The organism is Micromonospora sp. NPDC023814, assembly GCF_040639595.1.
Lineage (GTDB): Bacteria > Actinomycetota > Actinomycetes > Mycobacteriales > Micromonosporaceae > Micromonospora.
The window spans coordinates 171,176-194,456 of the sequence record NZ_JBFAAF010000002.1; the positions used below are offsets into that span (position 1 = coordinate 171,176).

At 74.8% G+C, this 23,281-nt stretch carries 17 protein-coding genes; 6 read left to right on the forward strand and 11 right to left on the reverse strand.

The window, feature by feature from the left end:
• Nucleotides 1–7: 7 nt before the first annotated feature.
• Both AB0G14_RS01930 and AB0G14_RS01935 read right to left on the reverse strand, forming a co-directional pair.
• Nucleotides 8–2,836, reverse strand: a complete 2,829-nt coding sequence (locus AB0G14_RS01930; RefSeq protein ID WP_357692725.1) for an adenylate/guanylate cyclase domain-containing protein — start codon at nucleotides 2,834–2,836, stop codon at nucleotides 8–10.
• Between the two features lie 166 nt (nucleotides 2,837–3,002).
• Nucleotides 3,003–3,224, reverse strand: coding sequence for a zinc ribbon domain-containing protein (locus tag AB0G14_RS01935; RefSeq protein WP_357692727.1), 222 nt, complete (start codon nucleotides 3,222–3,224; stop codon nucleotides 3,003–3,005).
• 56 nt (nucleotides 3,225–3,280) lie between these two features.
• On the opposite strand from AB0G14_RS01935, the gene AB0G14_RS01940 reads away from it, so the two are divergent.
• The 3 genes from AB0G14_RS01940 (at nucleotide 3,281) to AB0G14_RS01950 (ending at nucleotide 9,155) form a co-directional block, all read left to right on the forward strand.
• Nucleotides 3,281–4,690 carry a lytic murein transglycosylase gene (locus AB0G14_RS01940; RefSeq protein ID WP_357692800.1) on the forward strand — a complete coding sequence of 470 codons (1,410 nt, stop codon included), beginning with the start codon at nucleotides 3,281–3,283 and terminating at the stop codon, nucleotides 4,688–4,690.
• 72 nt (nucleotides 4,691–4,762) lie between these two features.
• Entirely contained in the window at nucleotides 4,763–5,779 is a 1,017-nt protein-coding gene (locus AB0G14_RS01945) for a GNAT family N-acetyltransferase (protein ID WP_357692802.1), read from the forward strand.
• 97 nt (nucleotides 5,780–5,876) lie between these two features.
• Nucleotides 5,877–9,155, forward strand: a complete 3,279-nt coding sequence (locus AB0G14_RS01950) for a lamin tail domain-containing protein (RefSeq protein ID WP_357692729.1) — start codon at nucleotides 5,877–5,879, stop codon at nucleotides 9,153–9,155.
• Nucleotides 9,156–9,270: 115 nt separating this feature from the next.
• On the opposite strand, the gene AB0G14_RS01955 is transcribed toward AB0G14_RS01950, so the two are convergent.
• The 6 genes from AB0G14_RS01955 to AB0G14_RS01980 all read right to left on the reverse strand — a co-directional run bounded on the left by AB0G14_RS01955 (nucleotide 9,271) and on the right by AB0G14_RS01980 (nucleotide 16,313).
• The gene (locus tag AB0G14_RS01955; protein WP_357692731.1) at nucleotides 9,271–9,879 is read right to left on the reverse strand and encodes a helix-turn-helix domain-containing protein; all 609 of its coding nucleotides are present in this window, start codon (nucleotides 9,877–9,879) and stop codon (nucleotides 9,271–9,273) included.
• 697 nt (nucleotides 9,880–10,576) lie between these two features.
• The gene (gene hemB, locus AB0G14_RS01960; protein WP_357692733.1) at nucleotides 10,577–11,560 is read right to left on the reverse strand and encodes a porphobilinogen synthase; all 984 of its coding nucleotides are present in this window, start codon (nucleotides 11,558–11,560) and stop codon (nucleotides 10,577–10,579) included.
• A gap of 22 nt (nucleotides 11,561–11,582) precedes the next feature.
• Nucleotides 11,583–13,163, reverse strand: coding sequence for a uroporphyrinogen-III synthase (locus AB0G14_RS01965; protein WP_357457454.1), 1,581 nt, complete (start codon nucleotides 13,161–13,163; stop codon nucleotides 11,583–11,585).
• A complete protein-coding gene (gene hemC / locus AB0G14_RS01970) occupies nucleotides 13,160–14,155 on the reverse strand; it encodes a hydroxymethylbilane synthase (protein ID WP_357692735.1) in 996 nt (331 codons plus the stop codon). Before hemC ends, AB0G14_RS01965 begins: the two co-directional genes overlap by 4 nt.
• Nucleotides 14,152–15,546 (reverse strand): glutamyl-tRNA reductase, encoded by a 1,395-nt coding sequence (locus tag AB0G14_RS01975; protein ID WP_357692737.1) that lies wholly within the window; start codon nucleotides 15,544–15,546, stop codon nucleotides 14,152–14,154. The genes hemC and AB0G14_RS01975 overlap by 4 nt, the downstream gene beginning before the upstream one ends.
• A complete protein-coding gene (locus tag AB0G14_RS01980; RefSeq protein WP_357692739.1) occupies nucleotides 15,543–16,313 on the reverse strand; it encodes a redox-sensing transcriptional repressor Rex in 771 nt (256 codons plus the stop codon). Before AB0G14_RS01980 ends, AB0G14_RS01975 begins: the two co-directional genes overlap by 4 nt.
• A gap of 468 nt (nucleotides 16,314–16,781) precedes the next feature.
• Here AB0G14_RS01980 and AB0G14_RS01985 point away from each other — a divergent pair, with 468 nt between their 5' ends.
• Nucleotides 16,782–18,083 carry a sensor domain-containing protein gene (locus AB0G14_RS01985; protein ID WP_357692741.1) on the forward strand — a complete coding sequence of 434 codons (1,302 nt, stop codon included), beginning with the start codon at nucleotides 16,782–16,784 and terminating at the stop codon, nucleotides 18,081–18,083.
• Nucleotides 18,084–18,108: 25 nt separating this feature from the next.
• Nucleotides 18,109–18,762 carry a response regulator transcription factor gene (locus AB0G14_RS01990; protein ID WP_350707040.1) on the forward strand — a complete coding sequence of 218 codons (654 nt, stop codon included), beginning with the start codon at nucleotides 18,109–18,111 and terminating at the stop codon, nucleotides 18,760–18,762.
• A gap of 9 nt (nucleotides 18,763–18,771) precedes the next feature.
• On the opposite strand, the gene AB0G14_RS01995 is transcribed toward AB0G14_RS01990, so the two are convergent.
• From AB0G14_RS01995 to AB0G14_RS02005, 3 genes are read right to left on the reverse strand one after another with little or no spacing between them, the layout of a single operon-like run.
• A complete protein-coding gene (locus AB0G14_RS01995; protein ID WP_357692744.1) occupies nucleotides 18,772–19,422 on the reverse strand; it encodes an HAD hydrolase-like protein in 651 nt (216 codons plus the stop codon).
• A 59-nt stretch (nucleotides 19,423–19,481) separates the two neighbouring features.
• Nucleotides 19,482–19,733 carry a glutaredoxin family protein gene (locus AB0G14_RS02000; protein ID WP_350707036.1) on the reverse strand — a complete coding sequence of 84 codons (252 nt, stop codon included), beginning with the start codon at nucleotides 19,731–19,733 and terminating at the stop codon, nucleotides 19,482–19,484.
• On the reverse strand, nucleotides 19,726–21,516 hold the full coding sequence (locus AB0G14_RS02005) for an AMP-binding protein (protein ID WP_357692746.1): 1,791 nt from the start codon (nucleotides 21,514–21,516) through the stop codon (nucleotides 19,726–19,728). The genes AB0G14_RS02000 and AB0G14_RS02005 overlap by 8 nt, the downstream gene beginning before the upstream one ends.
• Before the next feature lie 599 nt (nucleotides 21,517–22,115).
• Here AB0G14_RS02005 and AB0G14_RS02010 point away from each other — a divergent pair.
• Nucleotides 22,116–23,075, forward strand: a complete 960-nt coding sequence (locus tag AB0G14_RS02010; protein WP_357692748.1) for an ECF subfamily RNA polymerase sigma factor, BldN family — start codon at nucleotides 22,116–22,118, stop codon at nucleotides 23,073–23,075.
• Nucleotides 23,076–23,281 lie beyond the last annotated feature (206 nt).

Here is a 23,281-nt window from a genome sequence, read left to right on the forward strand (position 1 = left end):
CCGTCGGTCAGGCGTGCTCGGTGTGGCGGTCGGGCGTGACGGGGCGACGGGGAGCCAGGCGGGCCCGATCCGCGCCGAACCTCGTCGAATCCGCCGCCAGGTCCGGATGCTCCACGCCGAGCGCCAGCGCCGCCGCCTCCTCCAGCCCCAACTCGGTCCCCTCCCCGTACGCGGCGTCGAAGACCGCGTCGCCCAGCGCCCGGCGCAGCTCCCCCTGCCGCTGCGCCCAGTACGCCCCGTAGATGCCCGGCGTGCACCGCATGCTCGCCCGGGTCGCCCCCGCCGCGCCGAAGAGGCGGGCGGCCGTCGACCCGTCGCCCCCGGCCGCGCAGCGCACCGCGACCGCGTTGAGCGTGTCACAGGCCCGGCCGTGGAAGCCGTGGCTCATCCGGGACCGGAGCGCCACCTGGAGGTGCTCGTGCGCGGCGACCAGGTCACCGCGGGCCAGGGCCACCATCCCGAGCAGCATGTCGACCGAGCGCCGCCCCCGCTCGACCGGGCGGGCCGCCTCGACCGGGCGGGCCGCACCCAACAGCTCGGCGGCCTCGTCCAGGGCGCCCCGCCGCCAGAGCAGCTCGGCCAGGCTGAACACGGCGAGCAGCGCGTCGCCGACCACCTCCTGGTCGTGCGCCCAGTCGATGACCTCCCGGCAGACCCGCTCGGCCTCCGCGAACTGTCCCATGTCGACCAGCGGGGCCGCCCGCCCGGCGAGGACCCGGGCGAGCAGGCCCGTGTCGCCGGCCTGCCGGGCCGCCGCCTCCGCCCGCTGGGAGAACCGCAGCTCCTCGGCGAACTCGCCGTCCGCGCCGGCGTGCAGCGAGTGCATGTGGTACGCCGCCGCCAGCTCGGCCTCCGGGATCCGCTCCCCGGTCTCGGCGATCCGTCCGTACAGCCGGAACAGCCAGAGCCGCCCCTCCCGGGCCAGGCCCCGCTCCCGCCACCACTGGTCCAGGCCCCCGGCCAGCCGCAGCCCCGCCCGGGCGCTGCCGCCGGTAGCGCACCAGCGCAGCGCGGCGCGCAGCTCGCCGGCGAGGGGGTCGAGGGCGTAGAGCGACAGCGTGACCGGCTGCCCGTCCGGGCCGAGGTGCGCCCGCTCCAGCGCGTGCGCCGACCAGGCGACGTGCCGGTCCCGGGCGGCCCGCTCCTCCCCTGCCTCCGCCAGCCGCCGGGCCGCGTACGCCCGGATCGGGTCGAGCATCCGGTAGGTGCTGCCCGAGGCGTGCGGCTCGGCCAGCACCATCGACTTGTCGACCAGCACGGAGAGCGGGTCGAGCGGGTCGGTGCCGAGCAGCCACTCCACCGTCGACAGGTCCACCGGGCCGGCGAAGACCGCCAGCCAGCGCAGCAACCGGGCGGCGCGCGGCCCCAGCGTCCGGTACGACCAGGTGACCGTGGCCTGCATGGTGAGGTGCCGTTCGGTGGCGGACCGCTGCACCGCCCGGGTCGCCGGGGTGGGCGGCGGCACCCCGACGGCCGCCGCGACCAGGTCCACGGTGTCGTGCTGGTTGCCCGTCCACGCCCGCTCCACCGGGGGCGGCTCCGGGTTCTGGCGGCCCGCGTCCAGCGTGCCGAGCACGTCGTCGAGGCGCTCGGCGAGCTGGCCGACCGAGAGCACCCGCAGCCGGGCGGCGGCCAGCTCGATGGCGAGCGGCAGCCCGTCCAACCGCTGCACGACCCGGCGCAGGTCGGCCGACTCGGCCGGGTCCGGCTGCCGGCCGCCCCGGGCCGCCGCCGTCCGGTCCAGCAGCAGCGCGACCGCGTCGCTCTCCGCCCCGTCCGCCGGCGGGTCGACCGACAGCGGCGGGATCCGCCAGACCACCTCGCCGGGCAGGCCGAACGACTCCCGGCTGGTGGCGAGCACCCGCACGCCCACCCCGCCGGCGAGCAGCCGCGAGATCACCTCGGCCGAGGCGGCCGGCTGGGCGTCGCAGGTGTCCAGGACGACCAGCATCCGGCGCGCGGCAGCGTACTCCACCAGGGTCTCGACCATCGGGCGGCCGGGCTCGGGACGCAGGCCGAGCACGGCGGCGACCGCGAACGCCACCAGGCCCGGGTCGGTCACCGCGGCGATGTCGACGAACCAGACGCCGTCCGGGTACGACTCCACCAGGTCGGTGCCCAGCTCCACGGCGAGCCGGGTCTTGCCCGCCCCACCCGCCCCGAGCACGGTGACCAGCCGGTGCGCCTCCACCAGCCGGCGCAGCTCGGCGCGCTCGGCCTGCCGGCCCACGAACGAGGTCACCTGGGTGGGCAGGTTGTGCGCGACCGCGTCGGCCGTACGCGGCCGCGGGAACTGCCGCTCGATGCCCGGGGCGACCAGTTGGAAGAGCCGTTCCCGGTCGTCGAAGCCGCGCAGCCGGTGCAGGCCCAGGTCGAGCAGGGACGCGCCGGCCGGCAGCGGGTCGGCGTGCCGCGCCGTCGACGCCGAGCAGAGCACCTGCCCGCCGTGCGCGGCGGCGGCCACCCGGGCCGCCCGGTGCACCTCGGGGCTGGCGTACTCGCCGTCGCGCGGCTCGGCCCAGCCGGTGTGCAGCCCCATCCGGACCCGGGGCGCGGCCTCGGCGGTCGGCCATTGGTGGCTGGCCAGCGCCCGCTGCGCGGTGAGGCAGGCGGTCAGCCCGGCGGTCGCGTCGCCGAACGCGAGGAAGAACGAGTCCCCCTCGGTCAGCAGCTCCGCGCCCTCGCTGGCGGCGATCGTCCGGCGTAGCAGGCGGCGGTGCTCCCGCAGCACCGGCCGGTAGTCCGGCCCGAGGAGCTGGGCCAGCCGGGTCGAGCCCTCGATGTCGGTGAAGACGAAGGTCACCCACCCGCTGGGAAGGTGGATCCGTGGCGACATGCGTTCCCCCGTGACGTCGGACTCATGCTGCCTGATACTGGATCGTCACGCATCGTGAGAACGGCCGGCCGGGCTCGGACTCAAGGGGCCCGGTGGCCTCGGCGCGGACGAACGGGTCGGCCGACGGGCGGGCGGAGGCCGACGAGTCGGCAGCCGTCGCCACCACTCAGCAGCCGCAGCCACCGCCGCAGCAGCCGCCACCGCCGGCCGGAGCGGCCGCGCCGCCGACCGCGCCGCCACCCCGACCGGTGACCGAGACGGTGGAGAGGAGCTTGACGGTGTCCGTGTGTCCCCACGGGCAGGGCGCCGGCTCGCCGGCCTGCGACATCGGACGGTTGACCTCGAAGGTGTCGCCGCAGGCGCGGCAACGGAACTCGTACCGGGGCATGACTCCAGGGTACGGCCGGGCCTGACGCCCGAGGAGACATGGGTGATACTCAACTTGTGGTGGACGGCGAGGACAGATCGACCCATCGGCCCCTGCGACCGGCCGTGCCGCCCGACGGGCCGCCCGCCGGCTCCGGGGTCGCACCGGGGTCGTCGGCGCGCCTGCCCCGTCCCCGCCGCCCCTGGCTGAGGTCCGAGGCCCCCGCCGGCGTCGGCACCTCGACGACGGCGCCCGCCGAGCCCGCTCCGACGTCGAGCGGGCCGTCGGCCGCCCCCGCCGCACCGGACGTCCCGTCGGCCGGGGCGGCACCGGCCGCCGCCGGGAAGCCGAGCGCCGACACCGAGCCGCCGGCCGCCGCGAAGCCCGGTGACGCCGCCGGCACGTCGACCGCCGACACCAAGCCCGGCGACACGTCGACCGCCGACACCAAGCCCGGCGACCCCGGGAGCGGCGCCGGGGGCGGCTCGGCCGTGCCGACGTCGACGGGGAAGAGCGACCTCGCGGCGACGAAGGTGGACGTGCTCACCAACGGGCCGGCCGCGCGAGCCCGGCGGCGCCGGGTGCCCTTCGCGCACGCCGTACGCCTGCCGCCGCCTCGCCAGGCGGCGGCAGCCGCGGTCCGGGCGACCCGGGACTGGTCGCGGCGCCCCAGCGGGCGGCTCACCCTGCCCGGGGTGTTCCTGCTCGCCCTGGTCGCGGCGACCGCCGCGGCGGGCGCGCTGCTGGTGCCCGCGACGGTCCGCGCGCCCCGCCCGGTCGCCGACGCCGCCTCCGTCGCGCCGACGGCCGGCCCGCAGGAGCCGTTGCCCGGCGGGCTGCCGCTGCCCACCCAGACGGTGCCGCCGCTGGGCACGGTGCCGACCGGCCCGGCCGCCGGCGGGCTGACCACCGGCCGGCCGTCGGACGCCCTCGCCGGCTGGGCCGCGCAGGTCGGGCCGAAGGTCGGCATCTCGCCGGTGGCCATGCAGGCGTACGGCTACGCCGAGCTGGTGCTCGCCCAGACCAACCGCAGTTGCGGCCTGAGCTGGACCACGCTGGCGGCCATCGGCTTCGTCGAGTCCGGGCACGGCCAGGCCAACAACGCCCGGCTCGGGCAGGACGGCAAGGCGCTGCCCGAGATCATCGGCCTGCCGCTGGACGGGCAGGGCAACCGGATGCGCATCCCCGACACCGACGGCGGCCGGCTGGACAAGGACACCACCTTCGACCGTGCGATCGGGCCGATGCAGTTCATCCCCACCACCTGGCAGGAGATCGGGGCGGACGCCGACAACGACGGCGTCAAGGACCCGCACGACCTGGACGACGCCGCGCTCGCCGCCGGCAACTACCTCTGCAAGGGCAGCCGGAACCTCACCATCCCGGCCGACTGGTGGAACGCGATCCTGTCGTACAACGACGTCCGCCGGTACGCCCAGGACGTCTTCGACACCGCCAACCGGTACGGACAGGCCAGCCGCACGTGAAGTGATCGTCCGCATACATTGGAGAACCGGACACTTCCCCCGGGCAGCGGTTAGCGGCAAGCTAGACAGGTGATGGTGCGCGAGTGGGACCCCAGGACCGCGTCGTCCGCCGAGATCGCGTCGCTGCTGGACACGCTCAACGCGGTCCTGGCGGTCGACCTGCCGCAGGATCCACCGTGGCGGGAGAGTTCCCTGCGGGAATACCTCTCCGAGGTGATGCCCGGCGAGCGGCGGATCTCCTGGGTCGCCCAGGCGGAGCTGGCCGCCGGTGGGGCGCCGGGGCCGATCCTCGGCCAGGTGAACGTGCTCCTGCTCGGCGACATCGGCGTGCTGGAGGTGCTGGTGCACCCCTCCCGGCGGCGCAGCGGGCTCGGCCGTGACCTGGTCCTGGTGGCCGCCCGGCGGGCCTACCAGGAGGGCTTCCAGTCGATCGGGGTCGAGGTGGTCGGCGACACGCCGGCCGTCGCCTTCTACGAGTCGCTCGGCTTCTCGAAGGAATACGTCGAGACCCGAAGCGTGCTCGACCTGTCCGCGGTGGACTGGGCCGAGCTGTCCGAGATGGCCACCGGCATCGGCGCGGGCTACCACCTGGAGTTCTGCCCCGGCGGACCGCCGGACGACCTGATCGACGCGTACGCGCGGGCCAAGGCGGAGGTGCGCGACGTCGACGACGGCGAGCTGCGCCCCAGCTCGTACGACCCGCAGCGGCTGCGGGACAGCCTGGACTGCCTGCACCGGCGGGGCATGAAGCCCTACATCGTGCTCGCCCTCCACGAGCAGACCGGGGAGGTGGCCGGCCTGACCGAGGTGGTGGTGCCCGCCCAGCACCCCACCCGCGCCGACCAGTACGACACCATCGTCGTGCAGGACCACCGGGGCTACGGCATCGACCGGGCGATCAAGGCGCGGATGCTGCTGGAGCTGCGCTCGGCGGAGCCGAGGCTGACCGAGGTGCAGACCTGGAACGCACAGGCCAACGAGGCCATGCTCAAGGTCAACGCCGAGTTGGGCTACCGTGCGGACCGCGAGTGGTGTGAATACAGCGTCGACGTGGCCGAGCTGGTGCACCGCCTCGACGCCGGACGCTGACCGGAGAGTTCACGAAACCGACCGGTGGGGGATGGACGACGGTCAGCGGAGCCCCTTAACGTGCGTTAGTTCCCCGTCCACCCATCGTGGAGGCCCCATGCGCCCGCGCCGCACTCTTGCCGCGCTCGCGACCGCCACCGCCGCCGTGACCGTCGCGGCTGTCGGCGTCGCACCCACCGCGGCCAGCGCCGCGCCCACCGACCTGTTCATCTCGGAGTACGTCGAAGGCTCGTCGAACAACAAGGCGATCGAGCTGTTCAACGGCACCGGCGCCACCGTCGACCTGGCCGCCGGCGGCTACCAGCTCCAGTTGCACTTCAACGGCTCCACCACCCCGACGAGCGTGGCGCTGACCGGGACCGTCGCGGCCGGCGACGTCTTCGTCTTCGCCTCCGCCTCGGCCGCGCCGGCGATCCTGGACCGGGCCGACCAGACCACGACAGCCGGCCTGTTCAACGGCGACGACGCGATCGTGCTGCGCCGGGGCGGCACCGTGCTCGACTCGATCGGCCAGGTCGGCGTCGACCCGGGCACCGAGTGGGGCACCGGTGTCACCAGCACCGAGAACAACACCCTGCGCCGGTTGCCCGCCGTGACGTCCGGCGACACCGACCCCTCGGACGCGTTCGACCCGGCCGCCCAGTGGGCCGGCTTCCCGGTCGACACGTTCGACGGGCTCGGCGCGCACACCGTCGACGGGGGCGGCCCGGTCGACGCGCCGGCGACGCTCACCTGCGGCCCGGCGCTGGTCACCCCGGCCGGCACGGCGGCGACCCGGGAGGTCACCGCCACCGACGCCGACGACCGGATCGTCGACCTGGCGGTCACCTCGGTCAGCCCGACCCCGGCCACCGGCTCCGTCAGCCGCACGGCCGTCACCCCGGCCGACGCGGTCGGCGGCACCGCCCGGGCCACGGTCGCCGCGAGCGCCGACCTGGCCGCCGGGGCGTACACGGTGGTGCTGACCGCGACCGACGCGGACGGCGGCACCGCCACCTGCACCCTCGCCGTGCAGGTCACCCGCGAGCTGACGGTCGGCGAGGTGCAGGGTCCGACAACCGACGGCGAGTCCGGCCCGGCCGACCGGTCCCCGCTCGCGCCGGCGTCCGGCAACGGCACCAGCAGCACGCTGTACGACGTGCGCGGCGTGATCACCCAGCTCACCCTGGCGCGTGACTCGTCGGGCCGGGACCAGCGCGGCTTCTTCCTGCAGAGCCGGTCCGGCGCCACCGACGGCGACCCGACCAGCTCGGACGGCATCTTCGTCTTCATGGGCTCGTTCACCTCGCTCATCGGCGGCTACGTGCCGACGGTCGGCGACGAGGTGGTGCTCCGGGCCCGGGTCTCCGAGTACTTCAACTTCACCCAGCTCTCCGGCGCGTCGCTGGTGCGCAAGCTCGCCTCCGGCGTCGACGTGAACGCCGAGGTCGAGGTGACCGACGCGGTGCCGCCGGTCGAACTGGCCGACGCGCAGCGGTTCTGGGAGCGGCACGAGGGCACCCGGCTGCGGGTGCGGGCCGGCAGCGGCGCCGTGAGCGGGCGGAACGTCTTCGCCTCCACCGCCGACGGCGAGATCTTCGTGATCGACCGGGACGACCCGCTGCTGGACCGCGCCGACCCGTACGCCCGCCGGGTGTTCCGGGACGCGCACCCGCTGGACAACGACCCGAGCCGCCGCTTCGACGACGGCAACGGGCAGCGCATCCTGCTCGGCAGCATGGGCGTCAAGGGCACCACGGGCGACAGCGGCGCGCTGCTCCCGCCCGCCCGCACCTTCGACACGCTGACCGCCGACGCGGTCGGTGGCCTCTACTACTCGTTCGAGAAGTACGGCGTGCAGGTCGAGCGGGCCGAGTTCACCGGCGGGACCGACCCGTCCACGAACAACCCGCCGCAGCCGGCCAAGCGGTCGGAGGAGGTCGCGGTCGCGACCTACAACGTCGAGAACCTGTACGACTACCGCGACGACCCGTTCGACGGCTGCGACTTCGCCGGCAACGCCGGCTGCACCGGGGTACGCCCGCCGTTCGACTACGTCCCCGGCAGCGAGCAGGAGTACCGCGACCAGCTCGCCGCGCTGGCCGACCAGATCACCACCGACCTGCACTCGCCCGACCTGATCCTCGTGCAGGAGGCGGAGGACCAGGACATCTGCGCGGTCTCCGGCGGTGAGCTGGTGTGCGGCACCACCAACGACGCGGACGGCGCGCCGGACTCCCTCCAGGACCTGGCGCTGACCATCGCGGCGAGCGGCGGCCCGGCCTACGCGGCCGCGTACGACCGCAGCGGCGCGGACGCGCGGGGCATCACCGCCGCGTTCCTTTACCGCACCGACCGGGTGTCGCTGGCCGAGGCGACCGCCGGCGACCCGCTGCTGGGTTCGGCGCCGACGGTGCAGTATCGCGGCGCGGGGCTGCCGGGCAACGCGGACGTGCAGAACCCGAAGGCGCTCAACGCGGTGCTTCCCGCCGACGTGGACACGTCCACCGGCAAGGACGGCGACAACGTCTTCACCCGTGCTCCGCAGCTCGGCAAGTTCACCGTGGCCGCCGCGCCCGGGTCGACCGAGCGATACACCCTGTGGGCCGCGAGCAACCACTACTCCTCGGGGCCGGACAGCCGGGTCGGGCAGCGCCGGGAGCAGGCCGCGTACGGGGCCGCGATCGTCACGGCGATCGAGGCGTCGGACCCGGACGCACGGGTGGTGTACGGCGGGGACCTGAACGTCTTCCCCCGCCCCGACGACCCGATCGCCACGGCTGCGGAGCCCACCCCGTCGGACCAGCTCGGGCCGCTGTACGAGGCCGGCATGCGCAACCTCTGGGACGATCTGCTCGCCGACGCCCCGTCGTCCGCCTACTCGTACAGCTTCGAGGGGCAGGCGCAGACGCTGGACCACCTGTTCGTGAACGGCGCGCTGCACCGGGACCTGGTCCAGATGCGGGCGGCGCACATCAACGCCGACTGGCCGGCCGAGCACGCCGGTGACGGCACGCGCGGCTCCAGCGACCACGACCCGCAGGTGGCCCGGTTCCGGTCGCGGGCCTCGCTCAGCGTCGGGGACGTGTCGGTGGCCGAGGGCGACCGGGGCACCCACCCGCTGAACTTCACGGTCACCGTCTCGCGACCGCTGTCCCAGCCGGTGCTGCTCTGCGCCGCCACGTACGGCACCACGGCCCAGGCCGGCGCCGACTACGACCCCTACGTCGGTTGCAAGGTCCTGGCCGCCGGGCAGACCTCGCTGGCCTTCCCGGTGACTGTGCGCGGTGACCGCAAGCGGGAGGCGGACGAGAAGCTGACGCTGCTGGTGACGGGCGTGCCGGGGCTGCGCATCGCCGACCCGGTCGCGGTGGGCACCATCGCCGACGACGACTGACGTCGCCCGGACAGCCCCTCCGGCTGCGCGTACCGACGGCCCGCCCGCCAGGAAGCACCTGGCGGGCGGGCCGTCGGCCCTTTCACGGGGCAATGGGCCGGCGGGGACGATGGGTTCACGGTAACCGGCGATCGTGCCCGCACGCGCGCGGCGGCGGGGGCACGTTGCGGTACTTGGCCACCCGGACCTCCCACTGGCTGCGCCGCCGCATGGCGTCCCGGACGGCGCGATTGCGGTAGAACGTCTCCGGCGGGCGGGCCAGCCCGTAGAGGTCCGCCCACCACTCCCCGGGCTCGGGGTCCAGGATGGTGTCGAGGTGCGACGGGTAGCGGCGTTCCGCCCCGTCGCGGGTGTCGTCGCGGTCCCGCATCGGTTTCAGCACCCGCCCGAACTCGTCGACCACCGCCAGCCGGAACCCGGCGACCCCGATGACGCGGCGCAGGAGCAGGATGCTGGGCACCAGCCGACCCGCCTCGATCCGCCCCACGGTGGCGTGGTGCACCCCCGCCCACCGAGCCAGCTCCCGCTGGCTCAGGTCGGCGCGACGCCGGATCGCACGGACGATGCCGGCGGCGGGCCACGGAATGTCGAACGGCTCGGTCAGCAGCACGGGCTGATCGTCGGAGCCGGGCTGATCGTCGCAGCCGGGCTGATCGTCGCAGCCGGGCTGATCATCAGGGGACGGCCGGCCGTCGGCCCATGGTGCGGCGGAAATGTCGGTCATCCCGTCACGGTCCCGGCCGTGCGGGCCCGTTCGCAATCCCGCCTCCCCGGCCTGTGGACAACCCAGCTACCTGTGGAGAACCGACAGCACCCACTTCGGCCGGGGCGACTCCCGTCGACCTCACCAAACCCTCACGCTGGGTGACAGCCCCAACCGGACGCCACCGTGTGACTGTAAGTAATGGCACTGACGCCCTCGACCGAGCTTCGCGACCGACGATCTGACTGATCACCACCCTGACCAGCACATATCCAAAGAACGCCCCGAGGAGGCAGCAACCCTCGATGCGCCCTTTGCTCTGCACCCGCATACGCAACAGACACTCTCGGTTACCGGCGCGTATCTGGGTGCAGAGCAAAGCGTTCGAGAGAGGGGGTCACGACTCGCTTGGATTGATCGCTCTGGGTAACGGAAACAGCATGCGTGGACCGGGTACGCATGCTGTGAGCCGGCAGTGGCGCGCCGTCGCCGGTCGCCGGCCGCCGGTCGCGGGTCGTGGGTCGGGCTGCGTCCAGCGCGACCGGGCGGAACCGGTCCGTGCCGACTTCTCTGTCCGGCCGGGCGCGGCGTGGCGTCTGTGACGCCGGTGCCCGACCCCCGCATGTCGGAAAGCCAGGTGGTGCCGTGAACGGGACGCCGTGCGCCCTACCGTGAACGGGACGCTGGCCGGGGGCGTCAGTAGGGCTTCAGCAGGGCTTCAGTAGCGCTGGCGGAGGAGCTGGGCGGCCTCGACCGCCCAGTAGGTGAGGATGATCTGCGCACCGGCCCGGCGGATCGAGGTGAGCGTCTCCAGCATCACCCGCTCCCGGTCGATCCAGCCGTTCGCGGCGGCCGCCTCGACCATCGCGTACTCGCCGGAGACCTGGTAGGCCGCGACCGGGACGTCGACCGCCGCGCGGACCGCCGACACCACGTCGAGGTACGGCAGCGCCGGCTTGACCATCACCATGTCGGCGCCCTCGGCGACGTCCAGCTCGACCTCGCGCAGCGACTCCCGCAGGTTCGCCGGGTCCTGCTGGTAGGTGCGCCGGTCGCCCTCCAGCGCCGACTCCACCGCGTCGCGGAAGGGACCGTAGAAGGCCGAGGCGTACTTGACGGCGTACGCGAGGACGGCCACGTCCTGGTGGCCGGCGGCGTCGAGCGCCCGGCGCACCACGCCGACCTGGCCGTCCATCATCCCGGACGGCCCGACCACCCCGACCCCGGCGGCGGCCTGGGCCACCGCCATCTCGGCGTACGCCGCCAGCGTGGCGTCGTTGTCCACGCCGCCGTCGGGGGTGAGCAGGCCGCAGTGCCCGTGCGAGGTGAACTCGTCCAGGCAGAGGTCGCTCATCAGCACCGTGGCGTCGCCAACCTCAGCCACGACGTCACGGATCGCGACGTTGAGGATGCCGTCCGGGTCGATCCCGCCGGACCCGGTGGCGTCCCGCCGCGCCGGCACCCCGAAGAGCATGATGCCGCCGACGCCCGCCTGGACGGCCTCGACCGCGGCCTTGCGGAGCGAGTCCCGGGAGTGCTGGAGCACCCCCGGGAGCGACGCGATCGCCCGCGGCTCCGTCAGCCCCTCCTTGACGAACATCGGCACGACCAGCTCGGCCGGGTCGACGCGGGTCTCGGACACCAGCCGCCGGAGCGCCGCGTTGCGGCGCAGCCGGCGGGGCCGGATCTCGGGGTACGGCATCACGGGCCTCCTGCTGAGACGACTACCGGAACCTCAGGGCGGTCGGCCCCTGCACCTTCGAGCCGCGACGCTGCTTCGCCGGCATGGCGGCGAGCTTCTCGCGCAGCTCGACGGCGTAGGCGGCGAGCGCCTCCACCAGGTCGGGGACCGAGGCGTGCGGCGGCTGGACGTCGACCCGCAGGCCGAACTCCGTCGCCGTCTCCGCCGTCTTGGGCCCGATCACTGCAACAACGGTACGCGCGTGCGGCTTCCCCGCGATGCCGACCAGGTTCCGGACCGTGGAGGACGAGGTGAAGAGCACCGCGTCGAAGCCACCGGACTTGATCGCGTCCCGGATCTCGGCGGGCGGCGGGGCGGCCCGGACCGTCCGGTACGCGGTCACGTCGTCGACCTCCCAGCCGCGCTCGGTGAGCCCGGCGGCGAGGGTCTCGGTGGCGATGTCGGCGCGCGGCAGCAGCACCCGGCCGACCGGGTCGAGGATCTCGTCGTGCGGCGAGAACTCGGCCAGCAGCCCCTCGGAGGACTGCTCCCCCGACGGGATCAGCTCGGGCTGGATGCCGAACGCGCGGACGGCGTCGGCAGTCGCCTCGCCGATGCAGGCGATCTTGACGCCGCCGAAGTGCCGGGCGTCGAGGCCGTGCTCGGCGAACTTCTCCCAGACGGCGCGGACCGCGTTGACCGAGGTGAAGATCACCCAGGCGTACCGGCCGTCGACGAGGCCCTTGACCGCCCGCTCCATCTGGGCCGGGGTCCGCGGCGGCTCGACCGCGATCGTCGGCACCTCGCAGGGGATGGCCCCGTACGCGCGCAGCCGCGCGCTCATCACGCCGGCCTGCTCCTTGGTGCGGGGCACGAGGACCTTCCAGCCGTACAGCGGCCGGTTCTCCCACCAGCTCAGCTTGTCCCGCTGGCCGACACCCTCGCCGACGGTGAGCACGACCCGGCCGGTGAAGCCGAGCGCCGCCGCGACGAAGGAGTCCACGGTCGACGTGGTGGTGTACTGCGTCTCGCCGGTGCCGTCCCCGGTCACCCCGACGCCGGTGGCGCCGTCCACCCCGGCAGCGAGCAGCCCGTCCCGGATCGCGGCGAGGTCGCCGGCGTCCACGGCCAGGGCCAGCGAGCCCCGGCCGACGGCCGCGGCGAGGGCATCGAAGTCCAGCGTGCTGACGTCCTCGACGTCGGCCGCCGTGCGTACGCCGGGCAGCGGCACGCCCGCGTAGGTCGCCACACCCTCCGCCTGGCCGACGCCCGGGACCACCTCGAAGTGCGCGGCGGTACGCGCGACCGCCTGCACCTCCCGGACCACCGACTCGTGGCCGAACGGGTCGCCGGCGACCAGGTGCACCGCGTTCAGCCCGGACCGGGCCGCCGAGATCAGCACCTTCGCCACGTCGCCCGGCGCGCCCTCGGCCGGGGTGAACTGGGCGTCGGACTTGGCCTGGGCACGGACGGCGTCGAGCAGCGACTCGGGGACTCCCCGGTCGTACACCACCTGGTCGGCGTCGACCAGGGCGTCGTGCGCCCGGCGGGTCAGCAGGCCCGGGTCGCCGGGACCGGCCCCGACGAACGCGATGCGGCCTACGGGCTTACGGGTGCGGGTCATTCTGTGCTCCCAAATTGCTGGGTCCCCGGGCCGGCGTGTCCTTCTTGGCCGAGGATCGAGTCGGCGCCGAGGTCGAGGAGTTCGGCGGCGAGTGCCTTGCCGATCTCCGCCGCGTCGGCGGGCGTTCCGGTGCGGGACAGCCGGAGGTCTCGCGAGCCGTCCGGGCTGATCACCGCCCCGCGCAGGTAGATCTCCTGGACAACATCGCCCTCGGCACCCGAGCCGGTTGGCTCGCCTTCGGCGACGACGGCGTAGGCGGCGACCGGAGCGGAGCATCCGGCCTCCAGGGTGGCCAACAGCGCCCGCTCCGCGACGACCGCGGCGCGGGACGGTGCGTGGTCGAGCACGGCGAGCAGCTCGACAACGTCCGGGTCGTCGATCCGGCACTCCACCGCCAGCGCGCCCTGGGCGGGTGCGGGCAGCATCAGCATCGGGTCGAGCGTCTCGGTGATCACCTCGGTCCGCCCCAGCCGGGCCAGCCCGGCCCGGGCCAGGACGATGGCGTCCAGGTCGGCCTCCGGGCCGAGCACCCGGGCGAGGCGGGTGTCGACGTTGCCCCGGATCGGGGCGACCTCCAGCTGCATCCCGAGGGCGTGCAGTTGGGCGATGCGGCGCAGCGCGCCGGTGCCGACGGTCGCGCCGGGCGGCAGCTCGGCGAGCGTCCGGCCGTCGCGGGCGACCAGCGCGTCCCGCGGGTCCTGCCGGATCGGCACCGCCGCGATGTGCAGCCCGGCCGCCGTGGCGGTGGGCAGATCCTTGTAGGAGTGCACGGCGAAGTCGATGGTGCCGGCGATCAGCGCGTCGCGCAGGGCGGAGACGAAGACGCCGACGCCGAGCCGGTGCACCGGCGCGGAGGATCGATCACCGGCGGTGACCACCTCGACCAGCTCGACCGGGCGGCCGGTGGCGGCGGTCAGGGCCTCGGCGACATGGCCGGACTGGGCCATCGCCAGTTTGCTGCCCCGGGTACCGAGGCGCAGGGGCGTGCTCATCGCTCACCTCCGGTGGGCGGGACGTCGGCCGGGCCGGCCGACGACGGGAAGTCGGCGAGGCCGAACGGCGGTACGACGTCGCTGTCCACGACGTCGGGGACGGTGTCGACCGGCGACGTCTGCGGCACCTGGAGGTCGAACAGCTCGCGCAGCAGGGCCGCGTACTGGTCGCCGCCGGGCTCCGCGGCGAGCTGGCGGACCCGCACGGTGGGCTGGTGCAGCAGCCGCTGGACCACCCGGTGCACCGTCCGGGCCACCTCGGCGCGCTGGTCGTCGGTGAGGTCCGGGCGGCGCTGGGCGAGCCGGCGCAGCTCGGCGGTGACCACGTCGTCGGCGCGGCCGCGCAGGGCGGCCACGGTCGGCGCCACGTCGGCCCCGCGCAGCCAGGTGAGGAAGGCGTCGACCTCGCCGGCCACGATCCGCTCGACGGCGGCGGCGTCGGCGGCGGCGGGACCGTCGGCGAGCAGCGCCGCCATCCGGTCGATGTCGATCACCTCGACGCCGGGCAGCTCGGCCACGCCGGCCGCCACGTCGCGCGGCACGGCCAGGTCGAGCAGGACCAGCGGCCCCCGCCGGGGGTCGCGCCCGGCGAGCGCCCGGGTGACCACCTCGCGGGTGAGGACCGCTTCCGTGGCCGCGGTGGCGGCCACTACGATGTCCACTGTGGAGAGCGCGGTGGTGAGTTCCGTCATCGGCGTCGCGCCGGCCCCGTACGCCTCGGCCAGCCGGACGGCCCGGTCGGCGCCCCGGTTGGTCACGGTGAGCGGCCCGGCGCCCAGCCGGGACAGCGTGGCCACGCCCAGCGAGCCCATGGCGCCCGCCCCGACCACCAGCGCCGGGCGGCCGGCCAGGTCGCTGCCGAGGTGCTCGGCGGCCAGTTCCAGCGCGGCGGTCACCACGCTCTGACCCGCCCGGTCGATGCCGGTCTCCGCGTGGGCGCGCTTGCCGACCCGCAGCGCCTGCTGCATGAGCTCGTGCAGCAGGCGCCCGGCGGTGTCGGCCCCGGTCGCTGAGTGGTACGCGTCGCGCAGCTGGCCGAGGATCTGCGCCTCGCCCACGACCATCGAGTCCAGCCCGGCGGCGACCCGGAAGACGTGGTCCACCGCGGCGGCGTCGAAGTGCACGTAGAGGTGGTTGGCGAGCCCGGCCGGCTGGCACCCGGCCTGCTCGGCCAGCACGGCGCAGATGTCGCCGAGACCGCCGTGGAATCCGGACACGGCGGCGTAGACCTCCACCCGGTTGCAGGTGGAGACGAGCACGGCCTCGGTCACGTACGGCTGCGCGACCAGGCGGTCCAGGGTGCGGGTGAGATCGGCGGGGGCGACCGCGAGCTGCTCCAGCGTGGCGACGGGAGCGGTGCGGTAGGACGCACCGACGACGAGCAGTTTCACGTGCCGATCGCCTCCTGGGGTTCGGTGACCGCGAGCCCGCCGGGCAGGGCGGTGAGGGCGGACCCGCCGGTGGCGGGAAGCGCGGTCAGCGATGCCTTGCGGTGCTCGTGGAAGGACAGGATCTGCAGCTCTATGGCCAGGTCGACCTTGCGCACGTCGACCCCCTCCGGGACCGAGAGTACGCACGGAGCGAAGTTCAGGATGCTCGTCACACCGACGGCCACGAGCTGGTCGGCGACCGCCTGGGCGGCCGGGGCCGGGGTGGCGATCACGCCGATGGCGATGGACTCCTCGACGGCGACCCGGGGCAGCTCGTCGATGTGCCGGACGACCAGCCCGCTGATCTCCTCGCCGACGCGTTCGGGGTCGGCGTCGAACAGCGCGGCGATCCGGAAGCCGCGGCTGGCGAAGCCGTCGTAGCCGGCCAGGGCGTGACCGAGATTACCCACGCCGACGAGGGCGACCGCGCGGCGCTGGGTGAGCCCGAGCACGAACTCGATCTGGTCGACCAGCAGCGCCACGTCGTAGCCGACGCCCCGGGTGCCGTACGAGCCGAGGTGCGAGAGGTCCTTGCGGAGCTTCGCCGAGTTCACCCCCGCGGCGCTCGCCAGCCCCTCGCTGGACACGGTCTCGTGACCGCTTTCGGCCAGGTTGTGCAGGGCACGGAGGTATTCGGGGAGCCGCGCGACGGTCGCCTCGGGCAGGTCCGGGAGCGCCGGTACGGCACCGGCGCGGCCGGGCGCGCCAGGGTGACGGTGCTGACTCATGAGACTCCGTGCGGTGCGATCCTCGGCCAGCTCCAGCGGCCGGCCGTTTCGGGACTCCCGCTGGCGACCGAGATTGCCGGCTGTGCTAGCAGGGCGCGTCGGAACTACAGAGTAGGCGCTTGTGAAGGCGTGCACAAATCGCGATCTTGACAGCTCGCGACGCGGCTCCACCTGGCCCTCCATCCCGCAAGATCGATACAGCGGCCTCCGCCGGCGCCGCTCGGCGATTATTGCTCAATTACGACTTCTCTGACCAATCGCGCGAGCGCGGCTCGCCGCCGATTACGTCACGCCGGTGCCGGCGGGGCCCGACCGCGCCGGCACCGGGGCCCACTCCGGTCGGGCCCCGGGGGGCGCCCGTCGCGGCCGGCGGGCGCCGCCCGGAGGGTCGCGGTAGGGACAGCCCTACGCCGGAGAGGCCGGCCGACGGGATGGGTCGGGCACCTCCGCGCTGCCTAGCCTCGTCGTATGACCGCCGTACCCGTCGCCGCCGACCCGCCCGCGCCGGCGCCGACCATCTCCCGTCAACTCCTCCTGGACTCCGGCTACGTGCTGCTCGGCCTCCCCCTGGCCCTGGCCAGCTTCGTGGTCCTGCTGGTCGGCCTCGCGGCCGGCCTCGGGCTGGTGGTGACGGTGATCGGCCTGCCCGTCCTCAGCGGCACCCTGTACGCCGCCCGGGGGCTGGCCGACATCGAGCGGCTCCGCCTCCCTGCCGTGCTGCACCAGTCCCGGATCCGCCCGCAGTACCGGCTCCCCGAGCCCGGGGCCAGCGCCTGGCGGCGGATCTTCGTGCCCATGGGGGACGCGCAGTCCTGGCTCGACCTGGCGCACGGCATCCTCAAGCTGGTCGTGGCCGTCGCCACCTTCGCGGTCACGCTGGTCTGGTGGGCCGGCGCCGTCGCCGGATCGCTCTACTGGGCGTACGACTGGGCACTGCCGCACGGCGACCCGGAGGACGTCGGCCTCCCCCAACTCCTCGGCCTGGGCGACTCGACCGTCGCCCGGATCGGGCTGCACACCGCGATCGGGCTGTTCTTCCTGATCACCCTGCCGATCGTGGCCCGCGGCTGCGCGCTGCTCCAGGCGAGCTTCGGCCGGGCCATGCTCACCGGCGTGGCGGAGATGCGCAACCGGATCACCGTGCTGGAGGAGCAGAAGCGGGCCGCCGTGTCCGCCGAGGCGAGCGCGCTGCGCCGGCTGGAGCGGGACATCCACGACGGCCCGCAGCAGCGCCTGGTCCGGCTCGCCATGGACCTCAGCCGGGCCCGCCAGCAGCTCGCCACCGACCCCGACGCCGCGGCGCGGACCCTGGACGAGGCGGTCACCCAGACCCGGGAGACGCTCGCCGAGCTGCGCGCCCTGTCCCGGGGCATCGCGCCGCCGATCCTGGTCGACCGGGGCCTGCCCAGCGCCCTGGCGGCGCTGGCCGGGCGCGGCCTGATCCCGATCGAGCTGCGGGTGGACCCGGAGCTGGGCAGCCCCGCCGGCCGGCTCGACCCGGCGGTGGAGAGCACGGCGTACTTCGTCGTGGCCGAGGCGCTGACCAACGTCGCCAAGCACAGCCGGGCGACCGAGTGCCACGTCACCGTGGCCCGGCGCGACGGCCGGCTGGAGGTGGGCGTCGGCGACGACGGCCAGGGCGGCGCCCACCTGGCCAAGGGGCACGGGCTGGTCGGCATCGCCGACCGGGTGCGCGCCGCCGGTGGCCGGCTAGACGTGGTCAGCCCCGTCGGCGGGCCCACCGAAATCCGCGCGGAACTCCCGCTGTGACCCCGACGTGGTAGACAACTCAACCATGCGGATCGTGATCGCGGATGACGCCGTGCTGCTCCGGGAAGGCCTGGTCCGGCTGGTCAGCGAGCGGGGGCACGAGGTGGTGGCCGCCGTCGCCGACGGCGAGGCGCTGGTGGCGGCGGTCGTCACGCACCGGCCGGACGTGTCGATCGTCGACGTCCGGATGCCGCCCTCGCACACCGACGAGGGACTGCGCGCGGCGGTGGAGGCCCGGCGGCTGGTGCCCCGCACCCCGATCCTGGTCCTCTCCCAGTACGTCGAGGTGTCGTACGCCGACGACCTGCTCGCCACGACCGGCGGCGGCGGGGGCGGGATCGGCTACCTGCTCAAGGACCGGGTGGCCGCGATCGACGAGTTCCTCGACGCCCTGGACCGGGTGGCCGCCGGCGGGACGGTGCTCGACCCCGAGGTGGTCGGCCAGCTCTTCGCCCGGCGCCGCCGCGACGACCCGCTGCGCGAACTCACCCCGCGCGAACGCGAGGTGCTCGCCCTGATGGCCGAGGGCCGCTCGAACACGGCGATCGCGCGCACCCTGGTGGTCACCGACGGCGCCGTCGAGAAGCACGTCCGGAACATCTTCACCAAGCTCCAGCTCCCGCCCGACACGGAGCAGCACCGCCGGGTCCTGGCCGTCCTCGCCTACCTGCGCAACTGACCCCGCCGGTCAGGGCAGGGCGGCCGCCAGGGCCACGGCCTCGGTGAGGGTGTCGGCGACCGGGTGACCGGAGGCGCGCAGGCGGGCCGGGTCGGTGAACCCGCCGGTGTAGAGCACGGCGCGACCGCCCACCGACAGGGCGGCGTCGGCGTCGTCGACGGAGTCCCCGATCAGCACCACGTCCCGGCCGGCCACGCCCAGCTCGGCCAGGTGGTTGCGGAGGGACTCGGCCTTGCGGTCGCCGCCGACGGTGGCCCGCAGCCCGTCCACCCGGACGAAGTGCCCGCTGAGCCCGTACGTCCGCACCGTCGGCACCAGCTCCTCGTGGAACCACATCGAGAGCAGGGACTGGTTGCCCCGCCACGCCGCCATCGCGACCGTGGCGTCGTGCGCCAGCTCACAGGTGGTCAGCCCGGTCCGGTACGCGTCGTGGAAGATCCGGTCCAGCCGGCCGAACTCGTCGTCGTCGACCGCCTGGCCGAGCACCTCGGCGTAGTAGTCGGCGATCGGCCGGCGGAACCTGACCCGGTGCTCGTCGGCGGTCACCGCGGGCCCGCCGACGCTGGCGAAGGCGACGTTGGTGGAGGCGACCACCAGGTCGAGGTCGTTGAGCAGGGTGCCGTTCCAGTCCCAGACCAGGTGACGGTGCGCAGGGGTCATCGCAGCACCATAACCGGCGTCACCGACCCGCCCTTGCCGGCCCGGCGACCCCGGCGGCGCTACAGCTGCGGGGTGGTCAGGTCCCGCAGCAGCCGCTCCTCCTCCACCCGCCAGTAGCCGTGCTCCTTGCCGTCGAGCAGCACCACCGGCAGGCGGTCGCCGTACTCGCGTTCCAGCTCGATGTCGTCGGTGACGTCCTTCTCGGTCCACCGGTCCCCGGTGACCGCCACCACCCGGTCCAGCGCCGCCTTCGCGTCCTCGCAGAGGTGGCAGCCGGGCCGGGTGATCAGGGTGAGTCGGGGCTCACGCATCGGTCTCCTCCGTGGTGCTGGTGCCGGCCGGGGCCGGCGGACGGTTCTCCGGCGACGCCGCCGGCGACGGCACCGGTGCCGCCGGGGACGACGCCGGCCGGAGCAGGGTCTTGCGTACCTTGCCGATCACCGAGTGCGGCAGCTCGTCGACGAACTCGACGGCGGTCGGGCACTTGAACCGGGCCAGGTTGCGGGCGCAGTGGGCGAGCAGTTCCTCGCCCGTGACCGGGCGCCCCGGCGCCGGCACCACGTACGCCCGGACAGTCTCGCCGGTCCGCGGGTGCGGCACACCCAGTACCGCCGACTCGGCCACGCCGGGATGGGCGGAGAGCACCAGCTCGACCTCGCGCGGGTACACGTTGAACCCGTTGACCAGGATCAGCTCGCCGACCCGGTCGACCAGGAAGAGGTCGCCGTCGGAGTCGGCGTACCCGACGTCGCCGGTGGCCCACCAGCCGTCGGCGTCCGGCCCGCCCCGGCCGTCCGGCCAGTACCCGGAGAAGAGGTTCGCCCCGCGCACCACGATCTGGCCCGGGTCCGTGCCCGGCGCGGCGTCGGAGAGGTCCAGCTCGTCGGCGTCCTCGTCCGGCTCGGCCACGCCGTCGCGCCACAGGTCGGCCCCGTCCGTCCCGACCAGGCGCAACTCGACGCCGGGCAGCGGGCGGCCGATCGAGCCGGCCTTCGGCTCGCCGCCGACGAGGGTGGAGGTGAGCACCGGCGCGGTCTCGGTCAGGCCGTACCCGACGTGCACCGGACGGCCGGCGACCTCGGCGAAGCGGGCCGCGACGGCCGGCTCCAGCGGCGCCGCGCCGCAGACCACGACCCGCGCCGACGCCATCGCCGCGGCGACCGCACCGGCGTCCGCCGTGGACCAGGCGGCCACCATCGACGGTACGCCGACCAGCACGCCGACCCGGCGGCGGGCGATCTCGGCCAGCCCGGCGTCGGGGCCGAGGTCGTCGACCAGCACCCCGGTCGCGCCATGGTGGACGACCGCGCCCAGCCCCGAGTTCAGCCCGTACGCGTGGAACAGCGGCAGCGCGAGCAGCACGGTGTCGTCCGGGCCGACGACCGGCGGGTCGATGCGGTCCACCTGCTCGTGGTTGGCCGCCAGCGCCCGGTGCGTGAGCATCGCGCCCTTCGGCCGCCCCTCCGTGCCCGAGGTGTAGAGCAGCACCGCCAGGTCGTCGCCGCTTCGGCCGGGGAACGGGCCCCCACCCCCGCCGTCCGTCATTGGCGGGGCGCCGTGCACGGCGGTGAGCGCGGGCAGCTCCCCGGCGACGCCGGCGACGAGGTCGCGCACCCGCTCGGTGCCGATCAGGACCGAGGCGCCGGAATCGGCCAGCACGTGCCGCAGCTCGGGGGCGGTGAGGCCGGGGTTGACCGGCACCGCCACCAGCCCGGCGCGCAGCGCGCCCAGGTAGCCGACCACGAAGTCCGGCGAGTTGCCCAGCGCGATGGCGACCCGGGGCGGGTGCCGGTCGACGGCGGACGGGCCCGCCGTCGCCCCGGCGGCCGGGGCCCCGGTCGGCGCCGCCCCGGCGGCCCGGGACCCGGTCGGCGCCGCCCCGGCGGCCCGGGACCCGGTCGGCGCCGTTCCGGCGGGCGGATTCCCGGTCAGGTCCGCCAGGGCCCGGGCGGCGGCGGTCACCGAGGCGTCCAGTTCGGACCAGGTCAGGGTCCGCTCGCGCCAGTGCAGCGCGGGTCGGTCGCCGTGGGCGACGGCCGCCCGGCGGACCCGGTCGGCGAGGTTCGACGCGATGCTGTCGGTTGCGTCCTGCACGGTGGCTGAGTCTGGCACAGCGCCGGGTCTCGGGCCATGCCCGCGACGGACCGGGCCGCGCCCGAGGGGCCGTCGGGCGCACCGACGCCGCGGCGAGTCCCGTCGACAGGATGCCCGGGACGCGCGGACGAGACGGATCCAGTCCCGTGTACGGGACGCGCCGGCGTGCCGCGACACGCGGGACACTCCTGAGTCGACTCCCGCGTCACCCGTCCGCCCCGCGCCGGCCGGCGTGCCCGCTGAGCTGGAAATCCCTTCGGGATCACGCGGCAATCCGAATGTCAACCGCACGCGACGGACAACCGGTCCGCCATTTGTGCGACGGGGCGGGAAATACTTCCGCCCTGTGTAACGGACTTGCCACGCGCGGGTGACGTTGGCCCTATCATCACTCGGGTCGGCTCACCCCATTTGCCGTGAGTCGACACCCCTCAGCCCGAGGAGGCCCCCGTGCCTGTGAGCGCATTGGACCAGCACCTCAAGGGGATCTGCCGCCCGTCGGCACGCCCCGAGCCAGCCCTGCCCGACCGCCCGGGTGGCGGCGCGCCGGCGACGCGCCGACCAGCGCGGCCCGCCGCCGGCGGAACGGAGGCGGCGCGGTGACGACCTTCGGTTACGCGGAACGGCCGCTCGGCCTGACCAACCCGGCGACCCGCGCCCCGCTCAACGAGCGACCCGCCATCCGGGGTCCGCTGGACGACACGGGCAGCCTCGCGGTCCGCGGCGAGGGCACGTCGAGCCGGGTCCGCCACCGGCCGCACCACAACGAGCCGCCACCGCGTCCCGCGACACCGGGGGGCAACGCCAAGCCGGCCGGCGGCCGGGTGGTCGCGCCGGCCCGGCCCACCATGCCGGCGCAGGGCCGCCGCACGACGGAACCGTCGACGGCGTCCGAGCAGTCGGCCGCGGAGACGGCCGTGATCCCGGCGGTGCCGGCGACCGCCGCCGCCCCCGCCGCCTCGACGGGCTTCCCCAGCCGACCGGACCCGTCCGACCCGGCGACCGAGGTCTGGGCCCTGGTCGAGCGCGCCCAGGCGGGCGAGTCCGAGGCGTTCGGGCTGATCTACGACCGGTACGTCGACACGGTGTTCCGGTTCGTCTACTTCCGGGTCGGCAACCGCCAGCTCGCGGAGGACCTCACCTCCGACACCTTCCTGCGCGCCCTCAAACGGATCGGCAGCTTCACCTGGCAGGGCCGGGACCTCGGCGCGTGGCTGGTCACCATCGCCCGCAACCTGGTGGCCGACCACTTCAAGTCCGGCCGCTACCGGCTGGAGGTGACCACCGGCGACGTGCTGGACGCCGATCGCGAGGACCGGGGCCCGGAGGGCAGCCCGGAGGCGGCGGTCGTCGAGCACATCACCAACGTGGCCCTGCTCAGCGCCGTCAAGCAGCTCAACCCCGAGCAGCAGGAGTGCATCGTGCTCCGCTTCCTGCAGGGGTTCTCCGTGGCCGAGACGGCCCGCGCGATGGGCAAGAACGAGGGCGCGATCAAGGCGTTGCAGTACCGCGCGGTACGGGCGCTGGCGCGGCTGCTGCCGGACGGCTTCCAACCGTAGTCCCGGCGACGGGACCGACGGGCGTCGATCCCCGTTCGCCCAGCTCACCACCCTCCCCGCGCCGTGACGGCAATCACTTTCCGTGATTTCGCACCCGGCGGGCCCGTAACCCATGCCCGGTGCGGACCGTTTCTCCGGGTGCGACCGGTGGTAGCCCCGGCATCCCCCCGGGTTCCGAGGTCCGGCAGCGTGGCCGGCCACGACCT